General features: G+C 63.1%; 12 protein-coding genes and 2 tRNA genes. 9 read left to right on the top strand and 5 right to left on the bottom strand.

Annotation, left to right across the window (positions count from 1 at the left end):
• Positions 1-72 precede the first annotated feature (72 nt).
• From IM701_RS06075 to phoB, 9 genes are all read left to right on the top strand, one after another.
• Positions 73-147 (top strand) — tRNA-Glu (locus IM701_RS06075).
• Positions 148-207: 60 nt separating this feature from the next.
• Positions 208-282: transfer RNA gene (locus tag IM701_RS06070), tRNA-Glu, on the top strand.
• 259 nt (positions 283-541) lie between these two features.
• Entirely contained in the window at positions 542-1,639 is a 1,098-nt protein-coding gene (locus tag IM701_RS06065) for a cell wall metabolism sensor histidine kinase WalK (protein WP_230487820.1), read from the top strand.
• Between the two features lie 83 nt (positions 1,640-1,722).
• Entirely contained in the window at positions 1,723-2,769 is a 1,047-nt protein-coding gene (locus IM701_RS06060) for a substrate-binding domain-containing protein (protein WP_082734345.1), read from the top strand.
• A gap of 22 nt (positions 2,770-2,791) precedes the next feature.
• On the top strand, positions 2,792-4,174 hold the full coding sequence (gene pstC, locus IM701_RS06055; RefSeq protein ID WP_062342132.1) for a phosphate ABC transporter permease subunit PstC: 1,383 nt from the start codon (positions 2,792-2,794) through the stop codon (positions 4,172-4,174).
• Positions 4,175-4,181: 7 nt separating this feature from the next.
• The gene (gene pstA / locus IM701_RS06050; RefSeq protein ID WP_230487819.1) at positions 4,182-5,438 is read left to right on the top strand and encodes a phosphate ABC transporter permease PstA; all 1,257 of its coding nucleotides are present in this window, start codon (positions 4,182-4,184) and stop codon (positions 5,436-5,438) included.
• A gap of 1 nt (position 5,439) precedes the next feature.
• Positions 5,440-6,255 carry a phosphate ABC transporter ATP-binding protein PstB gene (gene pstB / locus IM701_RS06045; protein ID WP_193828091.1) on the top strand — a complete coding sequence of 272 codons (816 nt, stop codon included), beginning with the start codon at positions 5,440-5,442 and terminating at the stop codon, positions 6,253-6,255.
• A 9-nt stretch (positions 6,256-6,264) separates the two neighbouring features.
• Positions 6,265-6,951, top strand: a complete 687-nt coding sequence (phoU, locus tag IM701_RS06040; RefSeq protein ID WP_039331329.1) for a phosphate signaling complex protein PhoU — start codon at positions 6,265-6,267, stop codon at positions 6,949-6,951.
• 74 nt (positions 6,952-7,025) lie between these two features.
• Entirely contained in the window at positions 7,026-7,715 is a 690-nt protein-coding gene (gene phoB / locus IM701_RS06035; RefSeq protein ID WP_039331331.1) for a phosphate regulon transcriptional regulator PhoB, read from the top strand.
• A 3-nt stretch (positions 7,716-7,718) separates the two neighbouring features.
• On the opposite strand, the gene IM701_RS06030 is transcribed toward phoB, so the two are convergent.
• Genes IM701_RS06030 through IM701_RS06010 form a run of 5 tightly spaced genes read right to left on the bottom strand, consistent with a single transcriptional unit; the run spans position 7,719 to position 12,653 of the window.
• A complete protein-coding gene (locus tag IM701_RS06030) occupies positions 7,719-9,224 on the bottom strand; it encodes a glycosyltransferase family 39 protein (protein WP_193828090.1) in 1,506 nt (501 codons plus the stop codon).
• 2 nt (positions 9,225-9,226) lie between these two features.
• The gene (locus tag IM701_RS06025; RefSeq protein ID WP_039331332.1) at positions 9,227-9,499 is read right to left on the bottom strand and encodes a DUF1467 family protein; all 273 of its coding nucleotides are present in this window, start codon (positions 9,497-9,499) and stop codon (positions 9,227-9,229) included.
• A 4-nt stretch (positions 9,500-9,503) separates the two neighbouring features.
• Positions 9,504-11,156: a ribonuclease J gene (locus IM701_RS06020; protein WP_062342126.1), complete on the bottom strand. Its 1,653-nt coding sequence runs from the start codon at positions 11,154-11,156 to the stop codon at positions 9,504-9,506.
• Positions 11,153-11,938, bottom strand: coding sequence for a type III pantothenate kinase (locus IM701_RS06015; RefSeq protein ID WP_039331337.1), 786 nt, complete (start codon positions 11,936-11,938; stop codon positions 11,153-11,155). The genes IM701_RS06020 and IM701_RS06015 overlap by 4 nt, the downstream gene beginning before the upstream one ends.
• Entirely contained in the window at positions 11,922-12,653 is a 732-nt protein-coding gene (locus tag IM701_RS06010) for a biotin--[acetyl-CoA-carboxylase] ligase (protein ID WP_193828089.1), read from the bottom strand. Before IM701_RS06010 ends, IM701_RS06015 begins: the two co-directional genes overlap by 17 nt.
• Between the last annotated feature and the right edge of the window lies 1 nt (position 12,654).

The raw sequence follows: 12,654 nt of genomic DNA, 5'->3' as shown, positions 1-12,654 counted from the left end.
TGCAATTCGCCGCTTGACGCCCCGCCATCCTCCCCTTAGAGGCGCGGACCTGCCCAGCGGCGCAAGCCCAGTGGCCCCTTCGTCTAGCGGTCAGGACGCGGCCCTTTCACGGCTGAAACACGGGTTCGATTCCCGTAGGGGTCACCACTTGCTTCCCTCCTTCGGGAGGTGAAGCGGCAGCGCAACGCCAAGGCCTTCCAGCGGAATGGCCCCTTCGTCTAGCGGTCAGGACGCGGCCCTCTCACGGCTGAAACACGGGTTCGATTCCCGTAGGGGTCACCACCGTTCGTGGTGGGAATTTCAAATTCATCGGCACGCGCGTCGCAAAGACCAAATGTGACATTGCACGCCGCGCGCTTGCGCGCCCCACCTGCTCTCGCCTATCCGCGCTGCAACGAAGCCGACACATGGATCGGCGATTCGCGGGCAACAACAATCCACACGGCATGATTCGATGAAGGGTTTGTCGCTGCCACTTCCCAGCATATTCGTTGCGCTCTGCGCAGCCGTCGTGATGTTTTTGGGCGGCACCGGATTCTGGATGTCGCTCGCTGTGCTCGTCGTCTGGCTCGCAACACTGTGGCTGGCGCGCCCCGAACCGGTGGTCGAGACGCTCGATCGCGACGATGGCAGCGTGTCGCGTCAGGCGATGATCGAACTGGTCGAGCCGTTCGGCCTTCCTGTTCTCATGCTTGATGGCCAGCGCATCGCCGCGGCCAATGCCGCTGCGCGAGAGGAACTGGGCGCGCATATCGTCGGGCAGGATGCCCGCGTGGCATTGCGCCATCCAGAAGCCATCAACCTGCTCAAGAAGCCGCAGGGCCGCGCACTCGTACGAGGGCTGACGGGCGCACGCTCCATCTGGCAGGTAAGCCGCGTGCCGATCGACGAGCGGTTCTCGCTGATCGAAATGGTCAACCGCACCGCTGAAGCCGACATCAGCCGCTCGCATACCGATTTCGTCGCCAACGCCAGTCACGAGCTGCGCACGCCTCTCGCCTCGATCATCGGCTATATCGAAACGCTTGCCGATCCGGATGCCAAGGTCGACGAGGCAACGACCGCCAAATTCCACGTAACAGTGCTGCGCGAAGCTCGTCGGCTGCAGAGCCTGGTCGAAGATCTCATGTCGCTCTCGCGGATCGAGGCCGAGAAGCACGAGCTTCCGCGCGATCGCATCGATCTGGGCCAGATGGTGGGCAGCATCGCCAGCGAAACTGCCATGACCGTCGGCGAAGGCCGGGTCGTGGTGCGCGCCGACGAAGGTGTGGTGCTTGGCGATCGTCAGCAACTGGATCAGCTTGTCCGCAACCTGATCGACAACGCCTTGAAATATGGTGACCCGACACAGCCGGTCAGTGTCGACCTTGCCGTCCATGGGAGCGAGGCCGAACTTGTCGTGACCGACAAGGGCGAAGGCATCCACCCAGATCACCTGCCCTACCTGACCCGCCGTTTCTATCGCACCGATCCTGGACGCAGCCGTGCCGCTGGCGGCACGGGCCTTGGTCTCGCCATCGTCAAGCACATCGTGGAACGCCATCGCGGCAAGCTGGATATCGCTTCGACCTTGGGAGTTGGCACAACCGTCACGGTGCGAATCCCGCTGGCGCCGACGGCGAATGTTTCCGCAGATTGACTGCGCATTTCCAGCCTTGTCATAAACCTGTCATGGAACCGTCGCATTGGGCCTTTGCCAACACGGATGAAGGCCAAAGACCCATGTCGAAGATTCGCACGATTTCGCTTTCCGCTGCTGCCCTTGGCGCGCTTGCCCTGGCCGGCTGCGGAGGCCAGCAAGCCGCTACCCGCGATCAGGTTCGCGCCGTCGGTTCTTCCACCGTCTACCCCTTCGCGAAGGCCGTTGCCGAATCGCTGGCCAAGTCCGATCCCTCGCTGAAATCGCCGATCATCGAATCGACGGGCACCGGCGCCGGCATGAAGCTGTTTTGCGCAGGTGTCGGCGCACAGCACCCCGATATCGAGAATGCGTCGCGCCGCATGAAGAAGTCCGAATTCGAGGACTGCCAGAAGAACGGCGTGAAGGACATTGTCGAAATCCAGGTTGGTCTTGACGGCGTTGCCTTTGCCGAAGCGCAAGGCGGCCCCGGCATCGCGCTAAGCCCGGAAGACGTTTACAAGGCCCTCGCCAAGAACCCCTATGGCAAGCCCAACACCGCCAAGACCTGGAAGGACGTCAATCCTTCGCTGCCGAACGAGCCGATCCTCGTCTACGGCCCGCCGTCGACTTCGGGCACGCGCGATGCCCTCAAGGAACTGATCCTGACCAAGGGCTGCGACGAGAACGCCGAGATGAAGGCGCTCAAGGACAGCGACAAGGACAAGCACGACAAAGTCTGCAGCGAAGTGCGCGATGATGGCGCCTACGTCGACGCTGGTGAAAACGACAACCTGATCGTCCAGAAGATCGAGGCTAACCCGAAGGCCATCGGCATCTTCGGCTATTCCTACCTCGAAGAGAACAAGGGCCGTATCAAGGGCCTGACGATGAAGGGCGTCGAGCCGACCTACGCGACGATCTCGGACTTTTCCTATCCCGGTGCCCGCCCGCTCTACATCTATGTAAAGAAGGCGCACCTCAAGGCAATTCCCGGCCTGCAGGGCTTTGTCACCGAATGGTCAAAGCTGTGGGGCAAGGATGGCGCGCTTGCCAAGCTCGGCATGGTGGTTGCACCTGACGATGTGCTAGCGGGGAGCGCGAAGGCTGTTGCCGACCTGCCGGTCCTTGATGGTTCGCAGCTGAAGTAAGAATTGGAGTAAGTCGGGGGCCATGTCGTCATCCATCCTGCTTTTGCTCGCCTTCGGGTTGAGCCTGTTCGGTTGGCTGGCGGCACGCTCGCGCGCCTGGGCTTTCCGCAAGGCGGCGCCCGGGGTGCGCCTCCACTCGCTGCCGAACTTCCACGGCTGGTACGTCGCCCTGTGGATCGGCGTGCCAGCCCTGCTCTTTGCCGTGCTGTGGAACGCGATCAGCCCGACGCTGATCACCGGGCAGGTCCTGGCCGACCCGGCCGCCTCGTTGCTGCCCGGGTTCGGGTTCGAGCGCGAGACGATGCTGGCAGAAGCCAGGGCCGTTGCCGAAGGCCGCGCTTTCGGAGTGTTCAACGAGGAAGCGCAGGGGCTTGTCGCCCCGTTCCGCGCGGCGATCACGCTTTATAACTCCATCGGTCTTGTCGTGACGATCCTCGTCGCCTTTGCCGGTGGCGCATTTGCATTCCTGCGCCTCAAGCCCGATTTTACCGCCCGTACCCGCGTCGAACGCGCGGTCATGGCGCTGCTGCTGATCGCCTCGCTGGTGGCGATCCTGACAACGATCGGGATCATCGTCAGTCTGGTGTTCGAGACCGTGCGCTTCTTCGGCATGGTCTCGCCGCTGGACTTCCTGTTCGGCACGCACTGGTCGCCAGACCCGATGAGTTCAGGCACGCCGGATGGAGCCGATTATGGCGCGATTCCGCTGTTCTGGGGCACGATCTACATCGGCGCGATCATCGCCATGATCGTCGCCATCCCGCTGGGCCTGATGAGCGCGATCTTCCTCACGCAGTATGCCAGCAGCGGCGTGCGCAAGGTGCTGAAGCCGCTGCTCGAAATCCTCGCCGGCGTGCCCACGGTGGTCTACGGCTATTTCGCGGCTCTCACCGTTGCCCCGATGGTGCGCGACGCGGCGCAGGCCATCGGCATATCCAGCGCATCGACCGAAAGCGCCGTGGCTGCGGGCCTTGTCATGGGCGTGATGATCATCCCGTTCGTCTCCTCGATGGCCGACGACTCCATCGCCGCCGTGCCGCAGGCCATGCGCGACGGCAGTCTTGCGATGGGTGCGACCACTTCGGAAACGATCCGCAAGGTGCTGATCCCCGCCGCCCTCCCCGGCATCGTCGCCGGCGTGATGCTCGCGGTCAGCCGCGCCATCGGCGAAACCATGATCGTCGTCATGGCTGCAGGCGCTTCAGCCAACCTTACCGCCAACCCGTTTGAAAGCATGACCACGGTGACGTTCCAGATCGTCGCCATGCTGACCGGCGAAGGCAGCTTCGACCATCCCGCAACACTCTCTGCGTTTGCGCTCGGCATGGTCCTGTTCCTTGTCACCCTCACGCTGAACTTCATCGCCCTGCGCGTGGTGAAGCGCTACCGCGAAGCTTATGAGTGAGCCTGCGATGACCGAGACCACTTCAGACGTGCAGGCGCGCAGGCGGGCGCTGATGGACAAGGGGCTGGCGAAGCGCCGTGCCGCCGACAGGCGCTTTCGCTGGCTCGGTTTTGTCGCTGTCGCCTTTTCGGCGCTGATGCTGGCATTCCTGCTGATCAACATGAGCTCGGCGGGCATTGCCGGTTTCCAGCGCAGCGAAGTGCGATTCGACATTCCGCTGGCGGGCTCGATGCAGATCGACGCCAAGCGCCTTGCCCAGCCCGATCCCATGGGCGGGCTGGAACTTGCAGGGCTGGAGAAGGTCGTCGGCAATGCTGCGAAGACCGCGCTCGGCCCCGAAGCCGACGACCTTGTCGGCCAGGGTGCCTGGCGTGAGGTCGCAACTGCCATTATCGCGGATCCCTCGCTGTTGGGCAGCACCTACAGCGCCTCGCTCCCTGCGAGCGACGACCTTGCTTCTGCACAGCGCGGCGAAGGTGAACCGGAAACGCAGCAGCTTGCCGGGAAACTGGCAAGCGAAGGCAAGCTGGTCCGCGTGTTCGACAAGGGCTTCCTGAGCCGGTCGGATGCCACCAGCCCGCAGTCAGTAGGCATCTGGGGCGCCCTCAAGGGCTCGATCCTGACGATGTTCATCACGCTCGTCCTAGCCTTCCCGGTGGGCGTGCTGTCGGCTCTTTACCTCGAAGAATATGCGCCGAAGAACCGCTGGACCGAATGGATCGAGATTTCGATCAACAACCTGGCGGCAGTGCCATCGATCATCTTCGGCCTGCTTGGCCTTGCCGTGTTCCTGGCCATCTTCCCGCACTATCGCTCTGCCCCGCTGATCGGCGGCATGACGCTGGCGCTGATGACCATGCCGGTCATCGTGATCTCCGGCCGCAATGCGATCAAGGCAGTGCCGCCGTCGATTCGGGATGCCGCGCTCGCCATCGGGGCCAGCAAGGTGCAGGTGGTGTTCAACCACGTGCTGCCTCTCGCCCTGCCCGGTATTCTCACCGGCACGATCATTGGCATGGCCCGTGCGCTGGGCGAAACCGCGCCACTGCTGATGATCGGCATGCGCGCCTTCGTGGCCAGCCCGCCTTCCGGCTTCACCGCGCCTTCCTCGGTGCTGCCGGTACAGATATTCCTGTGGTCCGACGAGATCGACCGCGGCTTCGTCGAGCGCACCAGCGCGGCGATCGTCGTCCTGCTCGTCTTCCTTCTCCTGATGAACGGTCTTGCGATCTACCTGCGCAACCGTTTCGAAAAGCGGTGGTAAAATGAACGCTGAAGCGATCCAGACTGCAGTGAAGCAGGACGACAAGCCCTACCTCGATGCGCCGTCGAAGATGAGCGCAAAGAACGTCTCGGTGTTCTACGGCGAGAAGCGGGCGATTGACGACGTGTCCATCGAGATTCCGCAGCGCTATGTCACCGCGTTCATCGGCCCGTCGGGCTGCGGCAAGTCCACGTTCCTGCGCACGCTCAACCGCATGAACGACACGATCGCCAGCGCTCGGGTCGAAGGCGATATCCTGCTCGACGGCGAGGACATCTACAAGTCCGGCATGGACGTGGTGCAGCTACGCGCCCGCGTTGGCATGGTATTCCAGAAGCCGAACCCCTTCCCCAAGTCGATCTACGAAAACATCGCCTACGGCCCCAAGATCCACGGCATCACCGGCAGCAAGGCCGAGCTTGACGAGATCGTCGAGCAGTCGCTGCGCCGGGCCGGCCTGTGGGACGAGGTGAAGGATCGCCTGAACGACAGCGGCACCGCGCTCTCCGGGGGGCAGCAGCAGCGCCTGTGCATCGCCCGCGCCATCGCCGTCGATCCCGAAGTCATCCTCATGGACGAGCCTTGCTCGGCACTGGACCCCATCGCCACTGCGCGGATCGAGGAGCTGATCGACGAGTTGCGTGGCCGCTATGCCATCGTCATCGTCACCCATTCAATGCAGCAGGCTGCGCGCGTATCGCAGCGGACGGCGTTCTTCCACCTTGGCAAGATCGTCGAATACGGCAAGACTTCCGATATCTTCACCAATCCGCGCGAGGAACGGACGAAGGACTACATCACCGGACGTTACGGGTAAGGGGAAGACATGGTGGCCGAACATACCGTCAAGGCTTTCGACGAGGACATCACCCGGCTGCGCGGCCTTGTCGCGGAAATGGGCGGCCTTGCTGAACTGTCCGTGTCCGAGGCGATGGATGCGCTGCTGCGTGGCGACCATGACCTCGCCGCCGGCGTAATCGCGCGCGACAAGCGGATCGACCAGCTCGAAGCCGAAGTTGACAAGCTCGCCATCCGCGTCCTTGCCCTGCGCGCGCCAATGGCCGATGACCTGCGCGAAGTCATCGCCGCACTAAAGATCGCTGGCGTGATCGAGCGGATCGGCGATTACGCCAAGAACATCGCCAAGCGCGTCGGCATCATCGAAGGGCGCAAGCGCTTCGAACCGCTGACCCTGATTCCGGCGATGAACGACCTCGCCGCAGAGATGGTTCACGACGTGCTGACAGCGTTCGCCGCGCGCGATCCTGTTGCCGCGGCCGAGATCGTCCAGCGCGATGCCAAGGTCGATGCGTTCTACGATTCGATCTTCCGCAACCTCGTCTCGTTCATGGTCGAAAACCCCGCCACGATCAGCAGCGCTGCCCAGCTCCTGTTCGTCGCACGCAATATCGAGCGCATTGGCGACCATGCCACCAACATCGCCGAAATGGTCTACTATGCCGCCACGGGCATGAACCTGCCGGATCGCGAGGAAGTGCTGCCGCCAGCATGAGGCCCTTTTGGGGTTTCGTCACAAGGCGGTAACATTGGTCGTGTCTTGGCAAACTGACCGTCAAGGAGGTTTGCGTGCCTGCTCCGAAGTTGCTGCTGGTTGAAGATGACACCGCCCTGGCCGAACTGGTCGAATACCGGTTTCGCGGCGAAGGCTACGACGTGCGCACCACCGACGACGGTGACGAGGCCCTGCTTCTCGCCGCCGAGGATGCCCCCGACCTCGTCCTGCTCGACTGGATGATCGGTGGCACCAGCGGTATCGAAGTATGCCGCCGGCTGCGTCGCAACAAGGAGACGGCGCACGTTCCGATCATCATGCTCACTGCCCGCTCTGACGAAGACGATCGCATCCGCGGGCTTGAGATCGGCGCGGACGATTACGTCACCAAGCCCTTCTCCCCGCGCGAGCTGATCGCCCGCGTCGGCGCAGTCCTGCGCCGGGTGCGCCCGGCCTTGGCTGGTGAGACGATCACGGTCGGCGATCTGTCGCTCGACCCGACAGCACACCGCGTCATGCGTCGCGGCACACCGATGAAGGTCGGTCCGACCGAGTTTCGCCTGCTCAAGCACTTCATGGAACATCCCGGTCGCGTATTCTCGCGCGGACAGTTGCTCGACGCGGTTTGGGGAAGCGGCAGCGACATCGAGCTGCGCACGGTCGACGTCCACATCCGCCGCCTGCGTCAGGCCATTGCCATCCCCGGTGCGGCCGATCCCGTACGCACAGTGCGCTCGGCTGGCTATGCTCTGGAAGGCGTTTGACCGCTACTTGTCGATGCGGACCAGCACCGCGTTGTAATCGAGATCACCCGCCGGTTCGGTGCACGGCCCTTCCCGCCGGAATACGCAGTACTGCTGCTCGAACAGCGGCTTTTTCGGCGACATGCAGCCGACGAAGCGATAGGCTGGCGGCAACTCCCCCATGTGTTCGGCCGGTGCCACCGCAACGTTGTAGCGCGCCTGCGCCTGCGCCGCGATACGGGGAGCCTGCCGCCCCTCGATCAACAGCGTCTGCCCCTTGCGGTTGAGCACCGCGCGCGAGACGAACGGCACGTCACGGATGCGATAGGTTGCCAGCCCGCAGAAGTTCGGCTGGCTGCGCACGGTCCGCATAGCCCGCAGCGGCGCCTTGCCAACACCCCAGTTGATCACGAAAGGCTCTGTCGCCGCCACTTGCACCGATGCCGCCAGCCACAGGCCAAGGACGAGAACAAGGCCTATCCGGCCCAGCTCCCGCTTGCGCCTGGCGGCCAGGCGCTGCGCAAGATCGACCGAACCGATGGCGGCCACCTGTATCAGCAGCAGCACTGCAAGCAGTATGAAGCGATACTCCTTGTGGCCGATTGCCGAATGGATGGCGATCACTGCCGCTGCCGTTGCCACCAGCATGGGATAGCGCCTCGCCCCGAACAGGAGGGCAGGCACCAGCGCTACTGCGATCCACTGCCACTGCCAGATCAGTACCTGCAGATACCATTCCGGTGCCTCGACCCCATAGGCATGGCTGCGGTTGGCGACGACATTGGCAAAGACATTGTTGTAGATCCAGACCAGCGGCATCTCGCCCATGGCAAGGTTGGCCAGCACGTCGCACAGCACACCGCCGGTTGCGCCGACCAGCAGCGGCAGCCATGCGCGACGCAGTTCAAACCGTCCGGCCCACAGAAACGGGATTGCTAGGGCCGGGCCGAGCGGAAACCGCATGATGAAGCCAAGACCCAGGAGGAACCCGCCGATCAGCGCGTCGCGGCGATTGCCTTGGTCCCGAAACCGAACCAGCAGCGCCAATCCCGGCAGAATGGCGAGGACCGAGAAAGTATCGCTCGAAGTGCGCGAGGCGAAGTAGGCAAAGTCCACCCAGACCGCGGCAACGAACCCGGCCGTTATCGCATGTGTCCGGCTGATCCGCGCGCCAAGCGACCACCCGGCCCAGACCGTCCCCAACGATGCCACCGCCATGCACAGGCGCTGCAGGACCAGGTGCAACTCGCCAGCGGGATCGAGCGCATGCCCAAGCCAGACCGGCCCGACCATGACCAGCGGGATCAACCAGCTGCGAATGCCGAGGCGGATATCCCAGGTGCGGATCCAGTCGCCAGTTATCAAGCCGTAGGCCGGCTCGATATACTGCCATATCTCGTCCGCGTGGTGATAGACGGTGAACAGCGAGATCGGAATTCGGAAGAAAAGCGCGAGGACCAGCAGCCATGCCAGCGCCGGGTCTATCCGACGCTGTCTTGTCTCCCCACTCGTTCCAGCCCCCCCAGCCACAGTCAGTGCGGGAAGTAGGTCGTCAAATCGAGGTCGGCCACGGTGATCCAGCCATTGAAATAGTTCGCATAGAAGAACGCAAACATCGCGGCCGAAAGGATCGTCGCACGGATCGCGATCTTGCGCGGATTGAAGTTGCCAGGCGCACTGTCGGCCTGCCCGAGCACCTTCTCCTGCCCGAGCTCGTCATGCGTGCGCACACCGAACGGGAGGACGATAAACGCCGCCATCACCCAGAACAGCCCGTAAATCGCAATGATCGACGTGATCTTCATGGGTTCAGCTTTCCCGCAGCAGCACTTGCACGACCGGCTTCTTGCCCGACCAGCGTTGTCCGGTGCGACGGACCGCCAGCCTGACGGCTTCTGCCACGGCCACGCGATCCCGCTTGCGATCGCCCTTCAGGTTCCGCACGGCCTGTGATGCCTCGACCTTGGCCTCGGCCACGAAGGCCTCCATATCTTCGTCCAACGGAATGCCGATCGAGGCGATCTCCACGTCAGAAACCAGTTGCCCATCGTGCCGCACCGCAAGCGCCGCCGTGATCAGTCCGTTCTGCGAAAGCTTGCGCCGCGCCACGACGCCCTCGCCATCGGCGGGGGCTATGATGTCGCCGTCGAGCACCAGACGTCCAGCGCGTTCTTCCGAAAGCTTCTTCGGGCCATCGGGTGCAAGCCGGATCAAATCGCCGTTCTTCTGCAGGATCGCCTTGGGAATGCCTTCGTCCAGGCCCAGTTGCGCCTGCTCGGCCATGTGACGAATTTCGCCGTGGACGGGCACGAGGATCTCCGGCCGGATCCAGTCATACAGCGCCACCAGTTCAGGGCGACCGGGGTGGCCCGAGACATGGATCATTGACTGTCGGTCAGTCACGATCCGCACGCCCTTCTCTACCAGCGCATTCTGGATGCGCCCGATGGCAAGTTCATTTCCCGGGATCTGGCGGCTGGAGAACAGGACCACGTCGCCCTTCTCAAGCCGCACCGGGTGCTGATCGCCGGCAATGCGAGCCAATGCTGCGCGCGGCTCACCCTGCCCGCCTGTCGCCAGCACGAGCAGTTCGCCGCGCGGCACGTCCATTGCATCGTCGACATGGACCAGATCAGGGAAGTTCTTGAGATAGCCGCACGATTGCGCAACGCGGATGATACGGTCGAGCGAGCGGCCCGCAACGCACAACTTCCGATTGGTAGCCTCGGCCACCTCACCGAGCGTCTGGAGGCGCGCCACGTTGGAAGCGAATGTGGTGACGACGACGCGACGCCCCTTCTGCGCGCCAACCGCCTCGAGCAACCCCGCCCGCACTTCGCCTTCCGAACCCGATGGCTTGGGATTGAACACGTTCGTGGAATCGCAGACCAGCGCCAGCACGCCCTCGTCACCGATCGCGGTCAATTCCTCCTCGGTCGCCGGGGTGCCGATGCGCGGTTCGTCGTCCAGCTTCCAGTCGCCGGTATGGAAGATGCGACCATGCGGGGTGTCGATGAGCAGCGCATTGCCTTCCGCAATCGAGTGCGCCAGCGGCACGTAGCGAATGCCGAACGGCCCCAGTTCGAAGCGATCAAGGTGGTCGATGACGTTGAGCTCGACCTCTTCCTCGATCCCCGCTTCGACCAGCTTCTCATGCACCAGCTTGGCCGTGAAAGGCGTCGCATAAAGCGGTACGCCAAGGTCCTGCGCGAAGTACGGCACGGCACCGATATGGTCTTCGTGCGCGTGCGTCAGGACGATACCGACAAGGTCATCGAGACGCTGCTCAATGAAATCGAGGTCTGCAAAAACCAGGTCGATCCCGGGGTAATACGGGTCGGCGAAGGTCATGCCGAGGTCGACCATCAGCCACTTGCCGTCACACCCATAAAGGTTGACGTTCATCCCGATCTCGCCCGAGCCACCAAGGGCGAGGAAGAGGAGTTCCTTGGCAGGCTTCACGAATCAGACACTCTTTCAGCAAGGATCGCGAGGCCGTCGAGGGTAAGATCGGTATCCACGTGATCGAAAATCTCGGTATGTTCGTCAAACAGCACGGCCAGGCCGCCCGTAGCAATGATCTTGGCCGGGCGACCGATCTCTGAACGCAGCCGCGCGATCAGGCCTTCCATCATTGCGACATAGCCCCAGAACACGCCGATCTGCATCTGGTCTTCGGTGTTGCGACCAATGACCCGGCGGTCGTTGCCTCGCGGCGGCGCGATTGCAATGCGCGGCAGCTTTGCGGCTGCCGTCACCAACGCATCGAGCGACAGGTTGATCCCGGGTGCGATGATCCCGCCCTTGTAGGCACCATTGAAGTCTACCACGTCGAATGTCGTGGCCGTGCCGAAATCGACGACGATCAGGTCACCAGCATACTTGGCGTGGGCCGCCACGGTATTGACGGCACGGTCTGCGCCAAGTGAGCGCGGCTCGTCGACATCTGCCTCGAAGCCCCATTCCACGGGAGCCTGCCCTGCGATCAGCGGATCGAGCCCGAAGTACTTTTGCGAGAGCACCTCGAGGTTGTGCTGCGCGCGCGGCACAACTGTCGAGATGATGATCTTGCTCACGGCTTTTCGGTCAAAACCCTGCAATTGCATGAGTTGCAACAGCCACACTGCGTACTCGTCAGCCGTGCGGCGTGGATCAGTCGCAACACGCCAGCGTGACTTGATCTCGCGACCTTCGAACAGTGCGAAGACGATGTTGGTATTGCCGACGTCAACCGCCAGAAGCATGAGTTCCCACCATATCTATGTCGCCCGCGTGGATGGCACGGACCGCTCCGTCCGCCAAGCGAAGAAGGGCGACGCCGTCATCATCGATACCGGCAAACGCACCCATGATGGTGCCGTGGTCGCTATCCTTGACCGAAACAAGCGTCCCTGTGGGCAAGGTGCGGGAAATCCACTGCTGGCGCAGCAGCGGCCATTCGCCGTAGTGCCACCGGTCAACTGCATCGCCAAGCCGCGCAGCCAGATCGGCGGCGAACCGGTCGCGGGAAATGTCGATGCCGCAATCGCTCAGCGACGCCGTCGACCGGTCAGGTACTTGGGGTGCTTGCGCGAGGTTTACGCCAATTCCGATGACCACCGCATCACGCTGCCGCTCGAGCAAAATGCCCGCCAGCTTTGCATCACCAACAAGCAGGTCGTTCGGCCACTTCAGCCAGAGATCAGCCAGTGTCGGAGCGATGGCACTGACCGTCTCGTGCACAGCCAGCCCGGCAACCAGAGCCAGCGTCTGGGGCAACGGATCGGAACCACGAAGGTTGACGACCGTCGAACCCATGAAGTTCCCGAAGCCGTCGCTCCACGCCCGCCCTGCGCGCCCGCGCCCAGCGCTTTGCCGGTCAGCAACCAGCCAGTCACCTTCGGCCAACGCCTCTCCCCCGCCAAGGCGCGCGAGCAGCGCACCATTGGTCGAGGGAATTTCGGCGACGGTTTCGATCAAG

It is taken from the genome of Novosphingobium sp. ES2-1 (assembly GCF_015169775.1).
GTDB classification, from domain to species: domain Bacteria; phylum Pseudomonadota; class Alphaproteobacteria; order Sphingomonadales; family Sphingomonadaceae; genus Novosphingobium; species Novosphingobium subterraneum.
Note: the sequence above shows the minus strand (reverse complement) of the source record. Positions and strands in the feature narration are given on the sequence as shown.

What these genes read in the sequence shown, in the direction of transcription:
- IM701_RS06065 (WP_230487820.1), top strand. Translation starts at nt 542, where the DNA reads ATGTCGCTCGCTGTGCTCGTCGTCTGGCTCGCAACACTGTGGCTGGCG.
- IM701_RS06060 (WP_082734345.1), top strand. Translation starts at nt 1,723, where the DNA reads ATGTCGAAGATTCGCACGATTTCGCTTTCCGCTGCTGCCCTTGGCGCG.
- pstC (WP_062342132.1), top strand. Translation starts at nt 2,792, where the DNA reads ATGTCGTCATCCATCCTGCTTTTGCTCGCCTTCGGGTTGAGCCTGTTC.
- pstA (WP_230487819.1), top strand. Translation starts at nt 4,182, where the DNA reads ATGACCGAGACCACTTCAGACGTGCAGGCGCGCAGGCGGGCGCTGATG.
- pstB (WP_193828091.1), top strand. Translation starts at nt 5,440, where the DNA reads ATGAACGCTGAAGCGATCCAGACTGCAGTGAAGCAGGACGACAAGCCC.
- phoU (WP_039331329.1), top strand. Translation starts at nt 6,265, where the DNA reads ATGGTGGCCGAACATACCGTCAAGGCTTTCGACGAGGACATCACCCGG.
- IM701_RS06025 (WP_039331332.1), bottom strand. Translation starts at nt 9,499, where the DNA reads ATGAAGATCACGTCGATCATTGCGATTTACGGGCTGTTCTGGGTGATG.
- IM701_RS06015 (WP_039331337.1), bottom strand. Translation starts at nt 11,938, where the DNA reads ATGCTTCTGGCGGTTGACGTCGGCAATACCAACATCGTCTTCGCACTG.